Below are 22676 nucleotides of genomic sequence, written 5' to 3'. Positions count from 1 at the left end.
CTTACTTGCGGGTCTCGACCTGTTGCAGCGGCTCTTCGGCGATCACTGCGGCCGGGCGGGGCTGGCGGCCCAGGCGTGCCGGCTGCTCCGGGGCGCCGGTGCCGAACTGCACGCGCTTGGCCGGATCGGTCTCGATCCTGATCAGGCCGCTGTCGCCGGACGGCACCGCGATCGGTGCGCTCGGCGCGTGGCTGGCACGGCCGGCTTCCATCGCGCGAACCACCGTCGACTCGGCTGCCGCAGGCACGGACGGTTCGGCGACCTCCGTCGAATCCGCGAGCGGGGCTGGCACGGCTTCCGGCGCTGCGGCGGCGACCTCGGGGGGGACGCCGGCGCTCGACGTGGGGGCGGGCTCGGCGACCGCGACGGGTTCGGTGCCGATGACCGCCTCCTCGCCCGCTGCGGAGGCGACCGCAGGCGGCGCTTCCTCGGCAGAAGCCGAATCGATCATGGCAGCGGTCTCGGCACGGGGCGCCGCGGCGGATACCGCTTCGACCGTGGCAGCACTCCCGGCGGCAAGCTCTTCGGCAGCAGCACCTTGCTCGGCGAGCACCGCTTCGGCCGCAAGGGCCTTGTCGACCGGGACCTCCGCGGCAGGCGCCGTTTCAGCGACGACTTCCAGCGCTGCGCCGACCGGCACCGGGGCAAGCGGCACCTGAGGTGCGGCCAGGGCGACCGGTGTGACGTCCTCCGCGGTGCCGCCGACGATCGGCAGTTCGGCGATCTGCGCATCCGCCGGAGCGGTTTGCACCACGGCTGTGGCGGCAGCGCCGACGTTCGCGTCCTGTCCGGTCGTGACCGGGCTGGCAGCGTGCGCGGACTCGACGGTCCCCTGCTCGACGGCGGACGCCGCGATTCCCGGCAGTTCGCCCTCGGGCGCTTTCGCCCCGGTCTCGGCTTCGTTACCCGCTTCGGCGGCGCCGTCGATGCCCTGCGGCTCGCCCGAGCGACGGCCGCGGCCACGGCCGCGACGGCGGCGCTTCTCGGACGGGGTGCCTTCCTCTTCGCCGCCTTCCGTGCTGGCAACGGTCTCGGTCGTGCCGGAGTCCGCCGTCGTGGCCGCTGCCACCATCGCAGTGGCGGTGGCGGCCTTCAGCAGATCGTCCTCGGTCTGGGCCGCGCGCTGCTCGGCGCCTTCCTGGGCACGCTCGCCGCGCTGGCCGCGACCACGGCGGCCGCCTTCGCTGCGCTCGGCACGCTCGGGGCGTTCAGCACGCTCGGGGCGCTCGGCACGCTCGGGGCGCTCGGCACGCTCGGCCGCGACGCGCTGCGGGCGCTCGGTGCTCTCGCCACGCTCGGCACGGCTGCCGCGGGTGGAGGGCTGCGCCTCGCCGTCGCGCTCGCCGCGACGGCCACGGCCGCCATTGCTGCCGCCATTGCGGCGACCCTCGCCGCTGCGTTCGCCACGCGGGCGCGCCTCGCGTTTCGGAGTCTCTTCCACGACCGGGGCGGGGACCGGTTCCGCGGCGCCCTTGCCGGCGGAGAACCAGCCCATGATGCGCGCGATCAGCCCCTTGGGCTCGGGCGCGGCAGGGGCCGGGGCCGAGGCGGGAGCGGGCTCGGGTGCAGCCATCGGGGCAGGCTGCGCGGGGGCGATGCCCTTCACCGCGGCCTCGGGGCGTGCCGGGCGCTCGTTGGCCTTGGAGGGCAGGCGGGTGTCCTCTTCGACCGGCTTCTGCACCATCTGATAGCTCGCCAGGGCGATGTCCTCGGTGTTGAGCTGGTCGTGGCGCAGGCGGATGATCTCGTGCGCCGGCGTCTCGAGATGGCGGTTCGGAACGATGATGAGCTGCACCTTGTGGCGCATCTCGATGCGCGCGATGTCGACCCGCTTCTCGTTGAGCAGGAAGGTGGCGACATCGACCGGCACCTGCAGGTGCACCGCGCCGGTATTGTCCTTCATCGCCTCTTCTTCGAGGATGCGCACGATGTGCAGCGCCGACGATTCGGTGCTGCGGATGTGGCCGGTGCCGTTGCAGCGCGGGCAGGTGATGTAGCTGGTTTCGGCGAGCGCCGGGCGCAGGCGCTGGCGCGACAGCTCGAGCAGGCCGAAGCGGCTGATCTTGCCGGTCTGCACGCGGGCGCGGTCGTGGCGCAGCGCGTCGCGCAGGCGGTTCTCGACCTCGCGCTGGTTCTTGGCCGATTCCATGTCGATGAAATCGATGACGATGAGGCCGCCGAGGTCGCGCAGGCGGAGCTGGCGGGCGATCTCGTCGGCCGCCTCGCAGTTGGTGCGGAAGGCGGTCTCCTCGATGTCCGAGCCCTTGGTGGCGCGGCCCGAGTTGACGTCGATCGACACCAGCGCCTCGGTATGGTCGATCACCACGGCACCGCCCGAGGGCAGGTTCACCTGGCGCGAATAGGCCGACTCGATCTGGTGCTCGATCTGGAAGCGCGAGAACAGCGGCACGTCGTCGCTGTAGCGCTTCACGCGGGCGACGTTGCCCGGCATCACGTGGGCCATGAACTGCGTGGCCTGCTCGAAGATGTCGTCGGTGTCGATCAGGATCTCGCCGATGTCGGGCTGGAAGTAGTCGCGGATCGCGCGGATCACCAGACTGCCTTCCTGGTAGATCAGGAAGGCGCCGGACTGGCCCTGTGCCGCGCCTTCGATGGCGGTCCACAGCTGCAGCAGATAGTTGAGGTCCCACTGCAGCTCTTCGGCGCTGCGGCCGATCGCCGCGGTGCGCGCGATCAGGCTCATGCCCTGGGGGACGTCGAGCTGATCCATGTTCTCGCGCAGTTCGGCGCGCTCGTCACCCTCGACGCGGCGCGAGACGCCACCGCCGCGCGGGTTGTTGGGCATCAGCACCAGATAGCGGCCGGCCAGCGAGATGTAGGTGGTGAGCGCCGCACCCTTGTTGCCGCGCTCGTCCTTCTCGACCTGGACGATGAGTTCCTGGCCTTCCTTCAGGGCTTCCTTGATCGAGGCCTTGGCGTCCGCACCAGGCTGGAAGTAGGAACGCGAGATCTCCTTGAACGGCAGGAAGCCGTGGCGGTCGGCACCGTAGTCCACGAACGCCGCCTCGAGGCTGGGCTCGATGCGGGTGATGACGGCCTTGTAGATGTTGCTCTTGCGTTCTTCCTTGGCGGCCGATTCGATATCGAGGTCGATCAGTTTCTGACCGTCCACGATCGCGACGCGCAGTTCTTCGGCCTGCGTCGCATTGAAAAGCATGCGCTTCATTTGGATCGTTCTCCCGCGAGAAGACACACGGGCAGGACGAACGGCGCGCACCATCGCGCTTTCCGGGATCAGGAGCGATTGGGTAGGGCTGCTGCTTTCATCCGGTGGGTTAACAGGGCTGTGATGGGTCGGCTGGTCGAATTTCTCTTGTTCCCGCCCGCGGTGCCGGTGCGGCAGCGTGGCCGGAACATTTGATCCTGCGTCGGTGACTTGCGCGTCAAAATCCAACCCGGGGGCTGGATGGGTGTGTCGAAGGGGATCGCTTGCGTTACCATCGGCGCCTTTTCGGCCTTGGATGGCGGGCAAGGGTTGTGACCGGGAGCGCTCTTCAGGGCTCTTTGCCAGCAGTCTGCGCGCGTCGTCCGGAGCAGGTGTTTCGACCTGACGGACTGCTGACGCGCCGCACTTGGGTGGCAGCGACCGGTTCAACCGCGCGAAAGTATATTTCATGACGACGATTGAAGGCAAAGCGATCGCGGTTCGCCACGAACGCATCGACGAGGCGGCGGCGGGCCAGCGCATCGACAACTACCTCCTGCGCATCGCCAAGGGGGTGCCCAAGAGCCACGTCTATCGCATCCTGCGCAGCGGCGAGGTGCGGGTGAACGGGCGTCGCGTGCAGCAGACCTATCGCCTGCAGGAGGGCGACGAGGTGCGCATCCCGCCGATCCGCATCGCCGAGCCGACCCACGCCGCACCCGCGCCGGCGGGCAAGCCGCTGCCGGTGGTGTACGAGGACGAGGCGCTGCTCGTCATCGACAAGCCCTCCGGCAAGGCGGTGCATGGCGGCAGCGGGGTGAGCTATGGGGTGATCGAGCAGCTGCGCGTGCAGCGCCCCGAGCTACGCATGCTCGAGCTCGCCCATCGCCTCGACCGCGAGACCTCGGGGCTGCTGATCGTCGCGAAGAAACGCTCGGCGCTCACCGCGTTGCACGACATGATGCGCGAGGGCAGCGTGGAGAAGCGCTATCTGACCCTGGTGCCGGGGCGCTGGTCCAATCCGCTGCAGCACGTCAAGGTTCCGCTGCACAAGTACCTGACCGCCGAAGGCGAGCGCCGGGTGCGCGTCGCGGACGAGGGCAAGGCGGCGCACAGCATCGTGCGCCTGGTACGGCGCTGGCGCGACTACAGCCTGCTCGAGGTGGAACTGAAGACCGGGCGCACGCATCAGATCCGCGTGCATCTTGCCCATCTCGGCTTCGCGCTGTGCGGCGACGACAAATACGGCGACTTCGCGCTCAACAAGCGCCTGGAGGTCGAGGGCTTGCGGCGGATGTTCCTGCACGCTGCGAAGCTGCGCCTCGCCCACCCGCTCACCGGTGCGCCGCTCGCCTTCGATTCGCCGCTGCCCGCGGACCTGCAAACCTTCCTCGACCGGCTCGATGCCGCGGAGAAAAAGCATGGCTGAACGTTTCGACCTGATCGTCTTCGACTGGGACGGCACCTTGATGGATTCGGCTGCCGCCATCGTGCGTGCGATGCAGGCCGCGGCGCGCGACCTCGATCTGCCGGTGCCCTCCGAGGAGCGCGCGCGCTACGTCATCGGCCTCGGCCTGGGCGATGCGTTGCGCCACGCCGTGCCCGATCTGGAAGAGTCCGACTATCCGCGCATGGTCGAGCGCTATCGTCACCACTACCTGTCCTCGGATCACGAGCTGAGCCTCTTCGAGGGCATCGACGCGCTGATCGACGCGCTTGCCGGGCGCGGCCACCTGCTGGCGGTCGCCACCGGCAAGAGCCGCGTGGGCCTGAACCGTGCGCTCTGCCACACCGGGCTGGGTCGCTATTTTCATGCCACGCGCTGCGCCGACGAGTGCTTCTCCAAGCCGCATCCGGCGATGCTTGAAGCGCTCATGGACGAGCTCGGCGTGGCGCCGGAGCGCACCCTGATGATCGGCGACACCACCCACGACCTGCAGATGGCGAAGAACGCGCGCACCGCCGGGCTGGCGGTGGGCTTCGGCGCGCATCCGGTCGAGGTGCTGGTGGCCGAGTCCCCGCTCGCCTGCGTGCGTACGCCGGGCGAGCTCGCGGGCTGGCTGCTGGCCAACGCCTGAGCCGCGTAGCGTCGTTCAGGCCAGCAGCAGGAAGAGCGCGGGGCGGCGGGCGAGGGCGGGGCGCGCAGCCTTCTTCCACTCGCGCACGCTGCGGGTGAGGAGGAATTCGTCCGCGGTGTTGAGTTCGCAGGCCACGCACAGCCGGGTTTCGGGCTTGAGCGTGCGCAGCAGGGCGTCGAGCATGCGCTCGTTGCGATAAGGCGTCTCGATGAAGATCTGCGTGCGCCCGAGCTTCCGGGATTCGTCCTCGAGCGTGCGCAGGGCCCCATCGCGCTCGCCCTCGGCCACCGGCAGGTAGCCGTGGAAGGCGAAGCTCTGGCCGTTGAGCCCCGAGCCCATCAGCCCGAGCAGGATGGAGGAGGGGCCGACCAGCGGCACGACGCGGATGCCGAGGGCGTGCGCGCGTGCCACCAGGCGGGCGCCGGGGTCGGCCACCGCCGGGCAGCCGGCGTCCGAGAGCAGGCCGAGGTCCGTGCCGGCGAGCGCGGGGGCGAGCAGCGCGTCGAGCGCCGCGTCGGCGGCCTCGGCGGGCAGCTCGCGGATGTCCGTGTCGCGCAGCGGGTGGGGATAGTCGAGCTGCTTGAGGTGGGCGCGCGCCGCGCGCGCGGTCTCAACGACGAAGTGGCGCAGGCCGGCTGCGATCGCCTGTGCCTGCGCAGGCAGGAAGTGTGCCCACGGTGTGTGCTCGCCCAGGGCCACGGGGACCAGGTAGAGGTTGCCGCGCGGCATGGCGTCGCCGCTCATGGGAGATGCACTCCGGCCGTGCGCAGCATGCGCGCGAGGGCGATCAGCGGCAGGCCGATCAGTGCGGTGGGGTCGTCGCCCCGCATCGCTTCGAGCAGCGCGATGCCGAGGCCTTCGGACTTGGCGCTGCCGGCGCAGTCGAGCGGCCGTTCGCGCTCGACGTAGCGGCGGATCTCGTCGTCGGAGAGTTCGCGGAAGCGGACGTGCGTCGGCACGCCCTCGACCTGGGCGTGGCCGCTGCGGGTGTCGAGCAGGGCGAGTGCGGTGTGGAAGACCACGGTCTGTCCGCGCATGCGCTGCAACTGCGCGATCGCACGCGCCTCGGTGCCCGGCTTTCCGAAGACCTCGTTGCCGAGGTGGGCGACCTGGTCCGAGCCGATGATCAGCGCGCCGGGCCAGCGCGCGGCGACGGCACGGGCCTTCTCCAGCGCCAGGCGTTCGGCGGTGGCGGCGGGTGCCTCGCCGGGCAGAGGCGATTCGTCCGTCTCCGGGCGGTCGGTCTCGAAGGGGAGTTGCAGGCGCTCGAGCAGCATCCGGCGGTAGGCGGAGGTGGAGGCGAGGACGATCTTCATGGGTCCGGTGCGAACACGACCCGCCGGAGACCGGTCGAGTTGTTCGCGCGACTGTGCTGGAGAGGAGGGATCGGGGTGGGGCTTCCCGAATCGAATGAAGCCTTTACAGGCCGATGCGAAAAATATTATCATGCGCGGCTTATGTCGCAACATGGCGATCCATCCAGGATCATCTCCGACCCGTTTCGATTTGCCGCGGAGGCGCGCACGCTGGAAGGCGTGACCGCTGTCGCGGAGATGTTGCGTCTGTCCGACGTGCTCGCGTCGTCCGGCGGGCAGGTGTCGTGGCGGATCGAGGGGTCGATGGTCGAAGGCGTCGAGGCGCGTGAACCGCGGCTGCACCTGATGTTCGAGGGCGAGTTGCAGCTTTGCTGCCAGCGCTGCCTCGGCGGGATGGCATGGCCGGTCCGGGTGGACTCGGTGCTGCAGCCGGTGCGTTCGGGTCAGCCCATCCCCGAGGAAGAGCTCGAGGATGACGAGATCGATGCGATCGAGCTCGATGGCGAGCTCGACGTGATCGCCCTGGTCGAGGACGAGATCCTGCTCGCCCTGCCGATCGCCCCGCGACACCAGGTTTGTGACGCGCCACGGCCCGATGGTGGTGCGTCGAAGGAATCGCCTTTCGCTGCGCTGGCGTCGCTGCGAGGCAGTCACAGCGCGAAATAGGCGCGATATTTGTTTTAGGAGCTTTACTCATGGCCGTTCAGCAGAACAAGAAGTCCCCGTCCAAGCGTGGCATGCACCGTGCCCACGACTTCCTCACCGGTCCGGCGCTGGCCGTCGAGCCCACCACCGGCGAGACCCACCTGCGCCACCACGTGAGCCCCAGCGGTTTCTACCGTGGCAAGAAGGTCGCCAAGGGCAAGGGCGAGTAATCCTGCTGCCTGAATCGAGAAGGGCGGCGTCGGGCGCATTGCGCCGGCGCCGCCTTTTTTCCGGCTCCCGAAACCTGTAATCACGCGAGAACCCGATGGGTGTCACCATTGCGATCGACTGCATGGGTGGCGATCACGGCCCGGTCGTGACCGTGCCAGCCGCGCTGGAATTCCTGCGCAGCCATCCCCAGGCCAGCGCGATCCTCGTCGGGCGGGAGGAGGCGATCGCGCCCCTGCTCGGCAACGCGACGACCGAGTTCGGCGCGCGCATCCGCGTGCGCGCGGCCTCCGAGGTGGTGGCCATGGACGATCCGCCCGCGATCGCCATGCGCAACAAGAAGGATTCGTCGATGCGCGTCGCGGTCGACCTCGTCAAGGCGGGCGAGGCGAGCGCTGCCGTCTCGGCGGGCAATACCGGCGCGCTGATGGCGATCTCGCGCTTCGTGCTGAAGACCCTGCCCGGGATCGATCGCCCTGCGATCGCGACCGTGCTGCCGTCGATGAAGGGGCACACGTATGTGCTCGACCTCGGCGCCAACGTCGATTGCAGCGCCGAGCATCTGCTCCAGTTCGGTGTGATGGGCGCGATGCTCGTCGCTGCGATCGAGCATAAGGACCGTCCTACGGTCGGCCTGCTCAACATCGGTGAGGAGGTCATCAAGGGCAACGACGTCGTCAAGGAAGCGGGCGAGCTGCTGCGTAACAGCGGCCTCAACTTCCAGGGCAACGTCGAGGGCAACGACATCTATGAGGGCACGGTGGATGTGGTCGTCTGCGACGGCTTCGTCGGCAACGTCGCGCTCAAGACCTCCGAGGGCCTGGCGCAGATGGTCGGCGCCTTCCTGAAGCAGGAGTTCAAGCGCACGCTGTTCACCAAGCTGCTGGCGGTGGCGGCGATGCCGGTGCTCAAGCGCTTCAAGAAGCGCGTCGATCATCGTCTTTACAATGGTGCGCCGCTGCTCGGCCTGCGCGGCGTGGTGCTCAAGAGTCACGGCTCGGCCGACGTGCTCGCATTCGGCAATGCGCTTTCGCGCGCTGCCGAAGCGGCGTCGAACCGGCTCATCGAGCGCATCTCCGAACGCATGGCGAGCATGAACGAGGCGAAGGCATGATCTATGCACGGATTGCCGGTACCGGCAGCTACCTGCCCGGCGAACCGGTCAGCAACGACGACCTGGTCAAGCGTGGCATCGATACCTCCGACGAGTGGATCGTCAGCCGCTCCGGCATCCGCAGCCGCCATCTGGCGGCGGCCGACACCGGGGCGAGCGACCTCGCCCGCGTCGCCGCCGAGCGCGCGATCGAGGCCGCCGGCTGCGAAGCGGAGGACATCGACCTCATCATCGTCGCCACCTCCACGCCCGACTACATCTTCCCGAGCACGGCGGCCCTCGTGCAGTCCAAGCTCGGCATCCGCAACGGCGGCGCCGCCTTCGACGTGCAGGCGGTGTGCAGCGGCTTCATCTATGCGCTCAGCGTGGCCGAGAAGTTCATCCGCTCGGGCAGCAACAAGCGCGCGCTGGTCATCGGCGCCGAGGTGTTCTCGCGCATCCTCGACTGGTCCGACCGGGGCACCTGCGTGCTCTTCGGCGACGGCGCAGGCGCGGTCGTGCTCGAGGCCTCGGAGCGGCCGGGCATCCTGGCTTCGGCGCTGCACGCCGACGGCAGCCACCACCCCATCCTGTGCGTGCCGGGCGCTGTGGCCTCGGGGCAGGTGATCGGCGATCCCTTCCTGCGCATGGACGGCCAGGCCGTGTTCAAGTTCGCGGTCAAGGTGCTCGGCGATGTGGCCAACGAGGTGCTGGATGCCGCGGGTGTGCAGGCGTCCAGTGTCGACTGGCTGATCCCGCATCAGGCCAACATCCGCATCATCCAGGCCACCGCCAAGCGGCTCGGTGTGCCGATGGAGCGCGTCGTGACCACGCTCGATCATCACGGCAACACCTCGGCGGCGTCGATTCCGCTCGCGCTCGACGAGGCGGTGCGTGCGGGGCGGTTGCGCCCGGGGCATCGCATCGTGGTCGAGGGCGTCGGTGGCGGCTTCACCTGGGGCGCGGCCCTGATCGATTTCTGAGCTTCGTTTCCCGATTTCCCACTTTCGACACAAGCGGAGAACAGCATGGCTTTTGCGCTGGTTTTTCCCGGCCAGGGTTCGCAATCGGTCGGCATGATGGCCGCCTACGGCGAGTCCGCCGTCATCCGTGACACCTTCGCGGAGGCCTCCGAGGCCCTCGGAGAGGATCTCTGGGCGATGGTCTGCGACGGCCCTGCCGAGCGCCTTGCCCTCACCGTCAACACCCAGCCGCTGATGCTGACCGCCGGCGTGGCGGCCTGGCGTGCCTGGCGGGCCGCGGGCGGGCCGAAACCGGCCCTGGTCGCCGGCCACAGCCTGGGCGAGTACTCGGCGCTGGTCGCCGCGGGCGCGCTGGCCTTCAAGGACGCCGTGCCGCTGGTGCGTTTCCGCGCCCAAGCCATGCAGGAGGCCGTGCCGGCGGGAGAGGGCGCGATGGCGGCGGTGATGGGCCTGGAGCCCGACGCGGTGCATGCGGCCTGCGCCGAGGCCGCGCAGGGCCAGGTGGTCGAGGCAGCCAACCTCAACGCGCCGGGGCAGATCGTGATCGCCGGCGCCAAGGCCGCGGTCGAGCGCGCGAGCGAGATCGCCAAGGCCAAGGGCGCCAAGCGTGCCGTGCTGCTGCCTGTTTCCGCGCCCTTCCATTGCGCGCTGATGCGCCCGGCCGCCGAGCGCCTGGCCGAGCGCTTGGCCGGTGTGGCGATCGTCAAGCCGGAGATCGACGTCATCAACAACGTCGACGTCGCGGTTTACGATGATCCCGAGAAGATCCGCGACGCCCTGGTGCGGCAGGCGTATTCGCCGGTGCGCTGGATCGAGCTCGTGCAGGCGATGGGCGCCCGCGGCATGAGCCACGTCATCGAGTGCGGCCCCGGCAAGGTGCTCGCCGGCATGACCAAGCGCATCGCCAAGGAAGTCGAGGGTGGCTCGGCGCATGACGCGGCGAGCCTGGAACAAGCCATTGCGGCGGTGAGGTAAGACATGAGTTTTTCGCTCGAAGGCCAGGTCGCCCTGGTCACCGGCGCGTCGCGCGGCATCGGCCGTGCGGTGGCGCTCGAACTCGGCCGCCTGGGTGCGACGGTGGTCGGCACCGCCACCTCGGAATCCGGCGCCGCCGATATCGGCAAGGCGCTCGCCGACGCCGGCATCCAGGGGGCCGGCATGGCGCTGGACGTGACCGACGCGGCAGCCTGCGAGGCGCTGGTCGGCGAGGTCGAGAAGCGCTTCGGTGCGGTCGGCATCCTGGTCAACAATGCCGGCATCACCCGCGACAACCTTGCCATGCGCATGAAGGACGAGGAGTGGGATGCGGTGGTGAACACCAATCTGCGCGCGGTCTTCCGCATGAGCAAGCTGGTCATGCGCGGCATGATGAAGGCCCGCCACGGCCGCATCATCAACATCACCTCGGTGGTGGCCAGCTCCGGCAACCCGGGCCAGGCCAACTACGCCGCCGCCAAGGCCGGCGTGGCGGGCATGACGCGCGCGCTGGCGCGCGAACTCGGCAGCCGCAACATCACGGTCAACTGCGTCGCCCCCGGTTTCATCGACACCGACATGACGCGCGCGCTGCCCGAAGCCGCGCGCGACGCCTTGCTCGGCAACATCGCGCTGGGCCGTCTCGGTCGTCCGGAAGAAATCGCCGGCGCCGTGGCGTTCCTCGCCTCCCCCGCTGCCGCCTATGTGACGGGGACCACCCTGCACGTCAATGGCGGCATGTACATGTCCTGATTTGCGTCGGGATAGCGGTTCCGCGGCGTTTTGGTAGAATACGCCGGCTTTTTACATTCACCTGTCACCCTCAGGAAGGAGTTGGTTCATGGAGAACATCGAACAGCGCGTCAAGAAGATCGTCGCTGAGCAACTTGGCGTGAACGAATCGGAGATCAAGACCGAGTCTTCGTTCGTCGATGATCTGGGCGCGGATTCGCTGGACACCGTGGAACTGGTCATGGCGCTGGAAGAAGAATTCGAGTGCGAGATCCCGGACGAAGAGGCCGAGAAGATCACCACCGTCCAGCAGGCGATCGACTACGTCAACGCCCACCTCAAGAAGTAATCCCCGCGCATTTTCCCGCGCGTCCTGTCCGCGTTACCGCGCATCGTTGCGGCAACCGGACAGGTTTGAATTTCTCCAACGATTTCAACGGAGTCGCCTGTGTCGCGTCGTAGAGTCGTCGTCACCGGTCTGGGCGTGATCTCGCCTGTCGGCAATACTGTTACCGAAGCCTGGTCCAACCTGATCGCCGGCAAGAGCGGCATCGGTCCGATCACCCGTTTCGACGCGAGCAACTTCGCTGCCCGCATCGCCGGCGAGGTGAAGGACTTCGACGTGTCCGCCTACCTGTCGCCCAAGGAAGCTCGCCGCATGGATGTGTTCATCCACTACGGCATGGCCGCTGGCATCCAGGCGATCCGCGACTCCGGCATCGAGGTCACCGAGGCCAACGCCGACCGCATCGGCATCAATATCGGTTCGGGGATCGGCGGCCTGCCGATGATCGAGGATACGCACAACGACTTCCTCGGTGGCGGCCCGCGCAAGATCTCGCCCTTCTTCATTCCGGGCACCATCATCAACATGATCTCGGGCAACCTCTCGATCATGTTCGGCATGAAGGGGCCCAACCTCGCGGTGGTCACCGCCTGCACAACCGGCCTGCACGCGATCGGCATGGGCGCGCGCATGATCGGCTACGGTGATGCCGACGTGATGGTGTGCGGTGGCGCGGAATCCACCGTGACCAACCTCGCCATTGGCGGCTTCGGCTCGGCCAAGGCGCTGTCCACCCGCAACGACGATCCCGCCACCGCCAGCCGGCCGTGGGACAAGGGGCGTGACGGCTTCGTGCTCGGCGAGGGTGCCGGCGTGATGGTGCTCGAGGAGTACGAGCACGCCAGGCGCCGGGGCGCGAAGATCTACGCCGAGGTTGCCGGCTTCGGCATGAGCGGCGACGCCTACCACATGACCGCGCCCGACACCGACGGCCCGCGCCGCAGCATGGTCAATGCGATGAAGGACGCCGGCGTGAACGTCGATCAGGTGCAGTACCTCAACGCGCACGGTACCTCGACCCCGCTCGGCGACAAGAACGAGACGGACGCGATCAAGCTCGCCTTCGGCGTCGAAGCGGCGAAGCAGCTGGTGGTGAACTCCACCAAGTCGATGACCGGTCACCTGCTCGGTGGCGCCGGGGGGCTGGAGTCGGTTGTGACCGCGCTGGCGGTGTACCACCAGATTTCGCCGCCGACGATCAACATCTTCGAGCAGGATCCGGAGTGCGACCTCGACTACTGCGCCAACGTCGCCCGCGAGATGAAGATCGACGTGGCCCTGAAGAACAATTTCGGCTTCGGCGGAACCAACGGCACCCTGGTGTTCCGCCGGGTGTGAGCCTTTCGTTCTGCTCCGCGGCATGCAGTTCCCCGTCGAACTGAAGCTGCGCGGCTGCAGTCTCGTGAAAGCGTCGGTGTGGGTCGTGCATGCAGCGGCCGCACTGGCGCTTTTTCACGTGCCTGTCTTCACGGACTGGGAGGCGGGAGACGTGGATCGGGCGATCGCCGCCTGCGCCTGGGCGCTGATCTTCCTGTCGCTGTTTCGCGGCTTGCGTGCGCAGGCTCGTCTGGATGGCTGCACGCTCTGGCTGGAGCGCGACGGCACGCTCGAACTGTTGCAGGAACCGGACGGTGAAGGTGGGCTGTATCGGGTGCGCGAACGCTCGCAGGTGGTGTTGCCGATGGCCGCCTGGTTCACGCTGGTGCCCGCGCAGATATCGGCGCCGGGGCAGGGCGCCCCGGTTGCTCGAACGCTGTTCCTCGTTCCCGGCAATCTATCCGCCGGCAGTTTCCGCCTCCTCAGGGTCTGGCTGCGCCATCGCTCGGGGCGCGTCGGGCCCGAAGCCGCTGCGCGCTGACGCGGTCTCGTCCGCGGACGGATCGCGCCGGCGCGACAGGGCTGACGCTCAGCGTTTGCGGGGCGTGCGCGCCGGCGGACGAAGCACGGTGTCGCGTGCGCGTGGAAGTGTCTCGGGATAGTCGCGCGAGTGGTGCAGGCCGCGGCTTTCCTTGCGCTTGAGCGCGCAGCGCACGATCAGGTCCGCAGTGGTCACCAGATTGCGCAACTCGATCAGGTCGTTGCTGACGCGGAAGTTCGAGTAGAACTCGTGGATTTCGCGCGACAGCAGGCGGATGCGGTGCTGGGCGCGGCGCAGGCGCTTGTTGGTGCGCACGATGCCGACGTAGTCCCACATGAAGCGGCGCAGTTCCGCCCAGTTGTGCGAGATCACCACCTCCTCGTCGGCGTCGGTGACGCGGCTCTCGTCCCAAGCCGGAAGCACGGGTGCAGGCTCTTGCGCCTTGGAGAGGATGTCCTCGGCCGCGGCTTCGCCGAACACCAGGCATTCGAGCAGCGAGTTGCTCGCGAGGCGGTTGGCGCCGTGCAGGCCGGTGCATGCAGATTCGCCCACGGCGTAGAGCCCGGGAACGCCGGTGCGCGCGGCAAGGTCGGTCATGATGCCGCCGCAGGAGTAGTGCGCCGCGGGCACGACCGGGATCGGCTCCTTGGTGATGTCGATGCCCAGCTCCAGGCAGCGCGCGTGGATATTGGGGAAGTGGCCGCGCAGCCAGTCGGCCGGCTTGTGGCTGATGTCGAGGTAGACGCAGTCGATGCCGCGTTTCTTCATCTCGAAATCGATCGCGCGCGCGACGATGTCGCGCGGTGCGAGCTCCTCGCGCGGGTCGTGCTCGGGCATGAAGCGCGTGCCGTCGGGCAGCTTCAGCAGGCCTCCCTCGCCGCGCACCGCCTCGGAGATCAGGAAGGACTTCGCCTGCGGGTGGTACAGGCAGGTGGGGTGGAACTGGATGAATTCCATGTTCCCCACCCGGCAGCCCGCTCGCCACGCCATCGCGACGCCGTCGCCGGTGGCGACGTCCGGGTTGGTCGTGTAGAGATAGACCTTGCCGGTGCCGCCGGTGGCGAGCACGGTGTTGCGCGCGGCGAAGGTCAGCACGCGCTCGCCGTGGATGTCGAGCACGTAGGCGCCGAGGCAGCCTGCGCCGGACTGCCCCAGCTTGTCCGCGGTGATGAGATCGACCGCGATGTGGTGCTCGTAGATGTCGATGTTCGGGTGTCGGCGCACGTGGTCGCCGAGTGTCGCCTGCACCGCCGCGCCGGTGGCGTCCGCGGCGTGGATGATGCGCCGGTGGGAATGGCCGCCCTCGCGGGTGAGGTGGTAGCCGAGCTGGGAGTCGGCCTCGCGGGTGAAGGGTACGCCGCGGTCGATCAGCCATTCGATCGCGCGCTTGCCGTTCTCGACCACGAAGCGCGTCGACGTGGGGTTGCACAGGCCGGCGCCGGCGACGAAGGTGTCCTGGATATGAGCTTCGATGCTGTCGGTGTTGTCGAGCACCGCGGCGATGCCGCCCTGCGCCCAGTTGCTCGCGCTGTCAGCCAACTCGCGCTTGGTCACGAGCGCCACGCGCAGGCGGTCCGCCAGACGGAGGGCCATCGACTGGCCGGCGGTGCCGCTGCCAAGAATGAGTACGTCGTACTGTTTCAGCAAGATGTCGCTCGGGCAGGATTTGCGGGAGAGGGAATATAGCATGCGGTGACAGGCCGTCGGGCGCGCCCGGTCGTCCGTCCTGCCCGTCCGCGCGCCTGAACTATTTCCACCCGACCCTGTCAGTTCCAGTGTCTTCGATTTCTGCTGAGTACGTGGCCCGCTCGCTTATAATCCGGGATCTTCGAATCTTTGAATTCCCCGGAATCAACAGGAACCCATGAGCGATCGGGAACTCGATCAGCAACTCGTCGAGCGTGTTCAACGTGGCGACAAGCAGGCGTTCGGTCTGCTGGTATCCAAGTACCAGCGCAAGCTGAACAGATTGCTGTCGAGGCTGATCCGCGACTCGGCAGAAGTCGAGGACGTGGCGCAAGAGACCTTCATCAAGGCTTATCGAGCGCTGGGTTCGTTTCGGGGTGACAGTGCCTTCTACACCTGGCTGTACCGCATCGGCATCAACACGGCGAAGAACTACCTGGTCTCCCAGGGGCGCAGGGCCCCGACCTCGACGAGTTTCGATTCTGAAGAGGCGGAGACCTTCGAGGAAGGCGATCAGTTGCGCGACATCAACACGCCCGAGCGGCTGCTGATGACCCGCCAGATCGGCGAAACCGTGGAGGACGCGATGGCCGCACTGCCCGAGGAACTGAGGACGGCGATCATGCTTCGCGAGCTCGAAGGGCTCAGTTACGAGGAGATCGCCGGCATCATGGAATGCCCGATTGGCACGGTGCGCTCGCGGATCTTCCGTGCGCGCGAAGCGATAGCAGAACGTCTGCGGCCCCTGCTGGACACGGCCCCGGACAAACGTTGGTAGGTGCAAGCATGAAGGACAAAGTGTCGGCGCTGTTCGACGGAGATCTCGACGACCAGGGCATGCGTGCGGTGTTCGACGGCATGCGCAAGGATGCTTCGCTGCGCAAGGAGTGGGACACCTATTGCCTGATCGGCGACACCCTGCGTGGCGACTCCGCCGGTTCAAGTGATTTCGTTTCCCGTGTCATGGTCAGCCTGGATGACGAGCCGACGCTGCTCGCGCCTGGGGTCCCGGCGGCAGGCCTCGCGCAGCGCGGCCTCGTGCATCGCCTGATGCCGCTGGCCGCTTCGGTGATGGGGGTGGCCGCGGTGGGGTTGGTGGCCGCGAGTCTGTACCGGCAGGACGCGCCGGCGCCGCAGATGGCGGTCGCCGCGTCGCCGATCCAGTTCGTCGGTTCCTCGAATGTGCGCCCGGTCGCCGCTCCGGCGGCCGATCCGATGCGCGAGTATCTCTTCGCCCATCAGGGCCTCAGCCGCGGCGGCCCGATGCCGGCCGGCGTGCAGTACGTCCGCACCGTATCCGACACGCGCGAGGGCGGCGCTCGATGAGGTGGTTCCCCGCCATGCTCGGTCTCTGCGCGCTGCTCGCGCAGGGACCGGCGTCTGCCGAACACCCGACCGACCCCTTGTCCTGGCTCGGACGCATCTCGACCGCGGGGCAACGACTCAATTACGTTGGCACCTTCGTGTATCAGTCCGGCAGCCATGTCGAGACCTCGCGGATCGCGCATCGTGTCGATGCCAGCGGCGAGTACGAGCGCCTCGAGGTCCTCGATGGCAGTCCGCGCGAAATCATCCGCCGTGGTGCCGAGGTGCGTTGCGTATTGCCCGACGAGCGCACGGTGATCATCGACGAAGCGCAGGGCCGTCGCGCCTTCCCGGCTCGCCTGCCGGCGTCGCCGACCGGGCTGGCCGAAAACTACCGTGTGCGCAAGGGCGAATTGGGCAGGGTGGCCGGGCTCGAGGCCCAGGCGCTGGTCCTCGAGCCCAAGGACGAATTGCGCTACGGCCACGTGCTGTGGGCCGACGTGCAGTCGGGCCTGCTGCTGAAGTCGCGTACGCTCGATCAGCACGGTGCTGTCATCGAGCAATTCAGCTTCAGCGAGCTGCGCATCGGGGGCGAGGTGGAGAACAGCCTGCTCGAGTCGCGCTTCAAGACCGACGAAGGCTGGCGGATGGTCAATGCGCGCGGTGTCAGCATGTCCGTCGAGGCTGCCGGCTGGGTGCTCGAGCCGGCGGTTCCGGGTTACGCGCTCACCTCGGCCATGAAGCGCCCGCTGGGGCGGGATCGCGGTGAAGCGGTGCACATGGTTTTCAGCGACGGGCTGGCGGCGATCTCCGTGTTCATCGAACCGATCGGCGAGGGTTCGCGAGCCGGCCTCGGCCCGCTCTCCAGCGGCGCGATCAACATTTTCAAGCGCGCGATCGACGGTCACCTTGTCACCGCACTCGGCGAGGCGCCAGAGGCGGCGGTGCGTCGCATCGGCGAGGGCATTCGGCCGGAGGCACGATGATGGAAGCGCGCGCCCGTATCCTGCGGATCGAGAATGGTCAGGCCTGGGTCAAGCTCAGTGGCAAGCAGGGCGGCTGCGGACGCTGTGACGAGCCGGGTGGTTGCGGCTCGGTGCAGATCTCCCACGTCTTCGGCATGCCCCGGGACGAATTCTCCATCCCCGCGGACGCCCGCTTCGCAGCTGGCGATGCGGTGGTGATCCGCATCCCGGACGGTGCGCCGCTGCGCGCGGCGCTGGTCAGCTACGGGCTGGGGACGCTGCTGCTTCTGGTCGGCGCCGCGTTCGGCAGCCTCTTGGGCGGCGTGCAGCACGGCGATGCCTGGGGTCTGGCCGGGGGCGTCGCGGGGCTCGCGCTGGCCTGGGTCGTCAATCGGATGCTGTCGCGCAGCCGCAACTGGCGGAACAGTCTCAGCATGGAGCTCTCGGTCGAGGAGAATTGCAGCCGCCGGCTGCGCGTCCTGCAATGAACCCCGAAGTCCGCATGCAAACGAGCGCCGCGAGGGCGCTCGCCGTGGTGCTCTGTCTCCTGCTGATGCTCTGCGCGCCGAGGGGCTTCGCGGCCGGCACGGCAGAGCGGGCGATGCTCCCCGATTTCACCCGCCTCGTGGCGACACAGGGCGCCGCCGTGGTCAATATCAGCGCCACCCAGGTGGCTGCGCAGCCGCAGAAGCAACCCTTCCGTCTTCCGGAACTCGACGAGTCGGATCCGATGTTCGAGTTCTTCCGCAAGTTCATCCCGCGCATGCCCGAGTACCCGGGGGCGGAGCCCGACGACAAGTCGCTCGGCTCGGGCTTCATCATCAGCGCCGACGGTTTCATCCTCACCAACGCGCATGTGGTGGAGGCCGCAGAGAGCATCGTGGTCCGCCTCGCCGACAAGCGCGAGTTCGACGCCACGGTGATCGGCGCCGATGCGCGCAGCGACGTCGCGCTGATCCGCATCGAGGCCAAGGACCTGCCTCATGTCGTGCTCGGCGACCCCGAGGCGCTCGCGGTGGGCGAGTGGGTGCTGGCGATCGGTTCGCCCTTCGGCTTCGAGCAGTCGGTCACCGCCGGCATCGTCAGCGCCAAGGGGCGCAGTCTGCCCGACGAGAACTTCGTGCCCTTCATCCAGACCGACGTCGCGATCAATCCGGGAAATTCGGGCGGGCCGCTGTTCAACCTGCGTGGCGAGGTGATCGGCATCAATTCGCAGATCTACAGTCGTACGGGCGGGTTCATGGGTCTGTCCTTCGCGATCCCGATCGATGTCGCGATGGACGTGCAGCAGCAACTGCGCGAGAAGGGCAGGGTGGAGCGCGGGCGCATCGGGGTGTCGATCCAGGAGATCACCCGCGACCTCGCCGACAGTTTCGGGCTGCCGCGCCCTGCGGGTGCGCTGGTGAGCAGTGTGGAGGCCGGTGGTCCGGCGGCGCTCGGCGGCGTCGTCCAGGGCGACGTGATCGTGCGCTTCAACCAGCGCAACGTCGAGAATTCGGCCGACCTTCCGCGCATCGTCGCGGCGGCGCGCCCGGGCAGCAAGGTCGAGGTCGAGATCTATCGCGACGGGGCGCCGCGTTCCCTGAGCTTGACGCTGGGCGAATGGCGCGACCCGGAGGAAGAGGTCGAGCCCGTGGCGGTCGGTCTGGCCACGGGCGCGACCAACCGCCTCGGCCTCGAACTCGTCGCGCCCACGGCGCAGCAGCGGCGCGAGCGCGGGCTTGCGCACGGCCTGTTGGTGCAGCGTGCCGAAAAGTCCGCCGCGCGGGCCCAGATCGTTCCCGGCGACCTCGTGCTGGCGATCGTCGTCGAAGGGCGCCAGGCCAGGCTCGATCGCATCGAGGATTTCGAACGCGTGGTCGCCGCACTCAAGCCCGGGCAGCAGGTCACCCTGCTGGTCGGGCGCGGCGAGAGCGCGTCCTATGTCAGCCTGCGCGCCGACAAGTGAGCCCGGTCGCGATGGAACGGCGTTTTACCGTGATGAGCCGGGAATGGTGCCACCTGTGCCATGTGCTCGTGGACGCCCTGCGCCCGCTCGCCGAAGCGGCCGGCTGGGGCATCGAGGTGATCGACGTCGACCAGCATCCCGAGCTCGAGGCGCGCTGGGGTGAATGGGTGCCCGTGCTGCTGCACGGGGAGCACGAACTTTGCCACTATCACCTCGACGAGGCCGCGGTCCGCGCTTATCTGGGCGGTTTTCCGCTAGAATCGCGGGCCTGACGCGCTGGACCGAACCCGCCCGGCGACTAACCGAATCCTTTCCGAAACGGGTGCTGAAAGGCACCTTTTTCGTTTCAAATGAAGCACATCCGAAACTTCTCCATCATTGCCCACATCGACCACGGCAAATCGACCCTGGCCGACCGACTCATCCACTTCTGCGGCGGCCTGTCCGAGCGCGAGATGGAGGAGCAGGTGCTCGACTCGATGGATATCGAGCGCGAGCGCGGCATCACGATCAAGGCGCAGACCGCGGCCCTGCACTACAAGGCCAAGGACGGGCAGGTCTACAACCTCAACCTCATCGATACGCCGGGACACGTCGACTTCTCCTACGAGGTCAGCCGCTCGCTTGCCGCCTGCGAGGGCGCGCTGCTGGTGGTCGATGCCTCGCAGGGCGTCGAGGCGCAGACCGTGGCCAACTGCTACACCGCGCTCGACCTCGACGTCGAGGTGGTGCCGGTGCTCAACAAGATCGACCTGCCCGCGGCCGACCCCGAGAACGCGCGCGGTGAGATCGAGGACGTCATCGGGGTCGATGCCTCCGAGGCCATCCTGTGCTCGGCCAAGACCGGCCTGGGCGTGGAGGAGGTGCTCGAGGCCATCGTCGCCCGGGTGCCGCCGCCCCAGGGCGAGCCCGACGGGCCGCTGAAGGCGCTGATCATCGACTCCTGGTTCGACAACTACGTCGGCGTGGTCATGCTGGTGCGCGTCGTCGACGGCGAACTCAAGCCCAAGGACCGCATCCTGCTGATGTCGAACGGCTTGCAGTATCCCTGCGACCAGGTGGGCGTGTTCACGCCGCGCTCGGTGGGCCGGGATGCGCTGCGCGCGGGCGAGGTGGGCTTCGTCATCGCCGGCATCAAGGAGATCGAGGCAGCCAAGGTGGGCGACACGATCACGCTCGCCAACAAGCCGGCGAGTGCGCCGCTGCCCGGCTTCAAGGAGATCAAGCCGCAGGTCTTCGCCGGCCTGTATCCTGTGGAATCTTCCGAATACGACCAACTGCGCGACTCGCTCGAAAAGTTGCGCTTGAACGACTCCTCGCTGCAGTTCGAGCCCGAGGTCTCGCAGGCGCTCGGCTTCGGCTTCCGCTGCGGCTTCCTCGGCCTGCTGCACATGGACATCGTGCAGGAGCGCCTCGAGCGCGAGTTCGACATGGACCTCATCACCACCGCGCCGACGGTGGTCTACGAGGTGGTACTGAACGACAACTCGATCATCCGCATCGAGAATCCGGCCAAGCTGCCGGAGCCCGGCAAGTACCAGGAGATCCGCGAACCGATCATCACCGCGACCATTTTCCTGCCGCAGGACTACGTCGGACCGGTGATCACGCTGTGCAACCAGAAGCGCGGCAACCAGATCGACATGCGCTACCACGGCCGCCAGGTGCAGCTGATCTACGAGATGCCCATGAACGAAGTCGTGATGGACTTCTTCGACAGGCTCAAGTCGGTGTCGCGCGGCTACGCCTCGCTCGACTACGATTTCAAGGAGTACCGCACGGCCGACCTCGTCAAGCTCGACCTCATGGTGGGCGGCGAGAAGGTGGACGCGCTGTCCGTCATCGTGCACCGCGCCAGCGCGCAGTATCGCGGCCGCGAGCTCGCCGCCAAGCTGCGCGGCCTGATCCCGCGGCAGATGTTCGACGTGCCGGTGCAGGCGGCGATCGGTGCGCACATCATCGCGCGCGAGACCATCAAGGCCCTGCGCAAGAACGTGCTCGCCAAGTGCTACGGCGGCGACATCACGCGCAAGAAGAAGCTGCTCGAGAAGCAGAAGGAAGGCAAGAAGCGCATGAAGCAGGTCGGCAACGTCGAGATCCCGCAGGAAGCCTTCCTCGCCGTGCTGCGCACCGACGAAGGCAAGTGATCGACGCCGGCCCTGGGGGCCGGCCTAAGACGGAAACCGCATGAACTTTGCCCTGATCCTGTTCCTGTTGCTGATCGCCTCCGGCGCGCTGTGGTCCGTCGACCGCTTTCACGCGCGCAAGCTGCGTCCCGCGGGCACGCCCGACCCGTGGTGGGTGGAGTACGGCGCGAGCTTCTTCCCGGTGATCCTGATCGTGTTCGGCCTGCGCTCCTTCGTCGTCGAGCCTTTCAAGATCCCTTCCGGTTCGATGATCCCGACCTTGCTGGTGGGCGACTTCATCCTGGTCAACAAGTGGACCTACGGGATCCGCCTGCCGGTGATCAACCGCAAGATCGTCGCCGTGAACGATCCGCAGCGCGGCGACGTCATGGTCTTCCGCTATCCGGCCGATCCGTCGATGGACTACATCAAGCGCGTGGTCGGCCTGCCCGGCGACCGCGTCGAATACATCGACAAGCGCCTCACCATCAACGGCGAGGCGGTGCCGATCCGTGAGGACGGCAGCTACCTGCATCCGGATCGGCTGTACTACTCGCCGAAATACGTCGAGAGGCTCGGCGAGGTCGAGCACTCTGTGCTGATCGAGCGCGACGCGCCGGCCTACGTGCCGCAGGTGCTCAACTTCCCCGGGCGCGAGCATTGCACCTACGTGCATGCGGGCGTGCGCTGCACGGTGCCGGCCGGGCACTACTTCGTGCTCGGCGACAATCGCGACGCCAGCAGCGACAGCCGCGTGTGGGGCTTCGTGCCGGACCAGAACATCGTCGGGCGTGCCTTCTTCATCTGGTTCAACTTCGGCGACATGAAGCGGATCGGCGGCTTCGACTGAAATGGGGGTGGAGATGAAGATGCGTTCCCAACGCGGGCTCACGCTTCTGGGCGTGCTGGTGACCGGCGTGATCGCGGCCTTCGTGCTCGTCGTCGGGTTCCGCAGCGTTCCGGTGATCAACGAGTATCTCGCCATCAAGCGCATCCTCGGAATCGTCGCCGACGAGTCCGACAAGGGGGCGAGCCTGATCGAGGTGCGGCGCAGCTTCGATCGGCGCCGGCAGATCGACGACGTGAGCAGCGTCGGTGGCGCGGATCTGACGATCGACAAGTCGGGTGTCCGCACCGTCATCGACGTCGAGTACACCCGCAAGATTCCCCTGCTCGCCAACGTCAGCCTGTCGATCGACCTGCATCCGAGCAGCGAGCCGCGCTGA

At 67.8% G+C, this 22676-nt stretch carries 24 protein-coding genes; 20 read left to right on the top strand and 4 right to left on the bottom strand.

Going from position 1 to position 22676, the window contains the following annotated elements:
- Position 1: 1 nt before the first annotated feature.
- Positions 2 to 3187, bottom strand: a complete 3186-nt coding sequence (locus tag TMZ1T_RS11570; RefSeq protein WP_012585485.1) for an Rne/Rng family ribonuclease — start codon at positions 3185 to 3187, stop codon at positions 2 to 4.
- A 448-nt stretch (positions 3188 to 3635) separates the two neighbouring features.
- Between TMZ1T_RS11570 and TMZ1T_RS11565 the strand changes: the two genes are divergently transcribed.
- Together TMZ1T_RS11565 and TMZ1T_RS11560 are read left to right on the top strand one after the other, a co-directional pair.
- On the top strand, positions 3636 to 4595 hold the full coding sequence (locus tag TMZ1T_RS11565) for an RluA family pseudouridine synthase (protein WP_004302746.1): 960 nt from the start codon (positions 3636 to 3638) through the stop codon (positions 4593 to 4595).
- Positions 4588 to 5244 (top strand): HAD-IA family hydrolase, encoded by a 657-nt coding sequence (locus TMZ1T_RS11560; protein ID WP_004302744.1) that lies wholly within the window; start codon positions 4588 to 4590, stop codon positions 5242 to 5244. Before TMZ1T_RS11565 ends, TMZ1T_RS11560 begins: the two co-directional genes overlap by 8 nt.
- A 15-nt stretch (positions 5245 to 5259) precedes the next feature.
- On the opposite strand, the gene TMZ1T_RS11555 is transcribed toward TMZ1T_RS11560, so the two are convergent.
- Together TMZ1T_RS11555 and TMZ1T_RS11550 are read right to left on the bottom strand one after the other, a co-directional pair.
- Positions 5260 to 5988 (bottom strand): SAM-dependent methyltransferase, encoded by a 729-nt coding sequence (locus tag TMZ1T_RS11555; protein ID WP_004302742.1) that lies wholly within the window; start codon positions 5986 to 5988, stop codon positions 5260 to 5262.
- Positions 5985 to 6560, bottom strand: a complete 576-nt coding sequence (locus TMZ1T_RS11550) for a Maf family protein (protein WP_004302740.1) — start codon at positions 6558 to 6560, stop codon at positions 5985 to 5987. The genes TMZ1T_RS11555 and TMZ1T_RS11550 overlap by 4 nt, the downstream gene beginning before the upstream one ends.
- Before the next feature lie 141 nt (positions 6561 to 6701).
- On the opposite strand from TMZ1T_RS11550, the gene TMZ1T_RS11545 reads away from it, so the two are divergent.
- From TMZ1T_RS11545 to TMZ1T_RS11505, 9 genes are all read left to right on the top strand, one after another.
- On the top strand, positions 6702 to 7226 hold the full coding sequence (locus TMZ1T_RS11545; protein WP_012585484.1) for a YceD family protein: 525 nt from the start codon (positions 6702 to 6704) through the stop codon (positions 7224 to 7226).
- Positions 7227 to 7255: 29 nt separating this feature from the next.
- Positions 7256 to 7435 carry a 50S ribosomal protein L32 gene (gene rpmF / locus TMZ1T_RS11540; RefSeq protein WP_004302736.1) on the top strand — a complete coding sequence of 60 codons (180 nt, stop codon included), beginning with the start codon at positions 7256 to 7258 and terminating at the stop codon, positions 7433 to 7435.
- 95 nt (positions 7436 to 7530) lie between these two features.
- Complete coding sequence (gene plsX, locus TMZ1T_RS11535; RefSeq protein WP_004302734.1) at positions 7531 to 8547, top strand: phosphate acyltransferase PlsX; 1017 nt, start codon at positions 7531 to 7533, stop codon at positions 8545 to 8547.
- The gene (locus TMZ1T_RS11530) at positions 8544 to 9509 is read left to right on the top strand and encodes a beta-ketoacyl-ACP synthase III (protein WP_004302731.1); all 966 of its coding nucleotides are present in this window, start codon (positions 8544 to 8546) and stop codon (positions 9507 to 9509) included. Before plsX ends, TMZ1T_RS11530 begins: the two co-directional genes overlap by 4 nt.
- A gap of 45 nt (positions 9510 to 9554) precedes the next feature.
- Entirely contained in the window at positions 9555 to 10484 is a 930-nt protein-coding gene (gene fabD, locus TMZ1T_RS11525; protein WP_004302728.1) for an ACP S-malonyltransferase, read from the top strand.
- Between the two features lie 3 nt (positions 10485 to 10487).
- Entirely contained in the window at positions 10488 to 11237 is a 750-nt protein-coding gene (gene fabG, locus TMZ1T_RS11520; RefSeq protein WP_004302726.1) for a 3-oxoacyl-ACP reductase FabG, read from the top strand.
- 88 nt (positions 11238 to 11325) lie between these two features.
- The gene (acpP, locus tag TMZ1T_RS11515; RefSeq protein ID WP_002930040.1) at positions 11326 to 11565 is read left to right on the top strand and encodes an acyl carrier protein; all 240 of its coding nucleotides are present in this window, start codon (positions 11326 to 11328) and stop codon (positions 11563 to 11565) included.
- A 99-nt stretch (positions 11566 to 11664) separates the two neighbouring features.
- On the top strand, positions 11665 to 12900 hold the full coding sequence (fabF, locus tag TMZ1T_RS11510; RefSeq protein WP_004302724.1) for a beta-ketoacyl-ACP synthase II: 1236 nt from the start codon (positions 11665 to 11667) through the stop codon (positions 12898 to 12900).
- Positions 12901 to 12922: 22 nt separating this feature from the next.
- Entirely contained in the window at positions 12923 to 13420 is a 498-nt protein-coding gene (locus TMZ1T_RS11505; protein ID WP_012585483.1) for a protein YgfX, read from the top strand.
- Positions 13421 to 13468: 48 nt separating this feature from the next.
- Here the strand turns inward: TMZ1T_RS11505 and nadB are convergent, their stop codons facing one another.
- Positions 13469 to 15067, bottom strand: a complete 1599-nt coding sequence (gene nadB, locus TMZ1T_RS11500) for an L-aspartate oxidase (RefSeq protein ID WP_004302720.1) — start codon at positions 15065 to 15067, stop codon at positions 13469 to 13471.
- Positions 15068 to 15284: 217 nt separating this feature from the next.
- Here nadB and rpoE point away from each other — a divergent pair, with 217 nt between their 5' ends.
- The 9 genes from rpoE (at position 15285) to TMZ1T_RS11455 (ending at position 22676) form a co-directional block, all read left to right on the top strand.
- Positions 15285 to 15884, top strand: a complete 600-nt coding sequence (rpoE, locus tag TMZ1T_RS11495; RefSeq protein WP_004302718.1) for an RNA polymerase sigma factor RpoE — start codon at positions 15285 to 15287, stop codon at positions 15882 to 15884.
- Positions 15885 to 15892: 8 nt separating this feature from the next.
- Positions 15893 to 16432 (top strand): sigma-E factor negative regulatory protein, encoded by a 540-nt coding sequence (locus TMZ1T_RS11490; RefSeq protein ID WP_012585482.1) that lies wholly within the window; start codon positions 15893 to 15895, stop codon positions 16430 to 16432.
- Complete coding sequence (locus TMZ1T_RS11485) at positions 16429 to 17397, top strand: MucB/RseB C-terminal domain-containing protein (protein ID WP_012585481.1); 969 nt, start codon at positions 16429 to 16431, stop codon at positions 17395 to 17397. The genes TMZ1T_RS11490 and TMZ1T_RS11485 overlap by 4 nt, the downstream gene beginning before the upstream one ends.
- Entirely contained in the window at positions 17394 to 17864 is a 471-nt protein-coding gene (locus TMZ1T_RS11480) for a SoxR reducing system RseC family protein (protein ID WP_231570676.1), read from the top strand. Before TMZ1T_RS11485 ends, TMZ1T_RS11480 begins: the two co-directional genes overlap by 4 nt.
- A gap of 14 nt (positions 17865 to 17878) precedes the next feature.
- The gene (locus TMZ1T_RS11475) at positions 17879 to 19324 is read left to right on the top strand and encodes a Do family serine endopeptidase (protein WP_041589853.1); all 1446 of its coding nucleotides are present in this window, start codon (positions 17879 to 17881) and stop codon (positions 19322 to 19324) included.
- Positions 19325 to 19335: 11 nt separating this feature from the next.
- Complete coding sequence (locus TMZ1T_RS11470) at positions 19336 to 19596, top strand: glutaredoxin family protein (RefSeq protein ID WP_012585479.1); 261 nt, start codon at positions 19336 to 19338, stop codon at positions 19594 to 19596.
- Between the two features lie 78 nt (positions 19597 to 19674).
- A complete protein-coding gene (gene lepA / locus TMZ1T_RS11465; protein WP_004302707.1) occupies positions 19675 to 21471 on the top strand; it encodes a translation elongation factor 4 in 1797 nt (598 codons plus the stop codon).
- Positions 21472 to 21511: 40 nt separating this feature from the next.
- Positions 21512 to 22300: a signal peptidase I gene (gene lepB / locus TMZ1T_RS11460; protein ID WP_004302705.1), complete on the top strand. Its 789-nt coding sequence runs from the start codon at positions 21512 to 21514 to the stop codon at positions 22298 to 22300.
- Between the two features lie 13 nt (positions 22301 to 22313).
- Complete coding sequence (locus tag TMZ1T_RS11455) at positions 22314 to 22676, top strand: DUF4845 domain-containing protein (RefSeq protein WP_012585478.1); 363 nt, start codon at positions 22314 to 22316, stop codon at positions 22674 to 22676.

The organism is Thauera aminoaromatica (assembly GCF_000021765.1).
GTDB classification, from domain to species: domain Bacteria; phylum Pseudomonadota; class Gammaproteobacteria; order Burkholderiales; family Rhodocyclaceae; genus Thauera; species Thauera aminoaromatica.
This window is presented reverse-complemented; position numbering and strand designations above follow the sequence as displayed.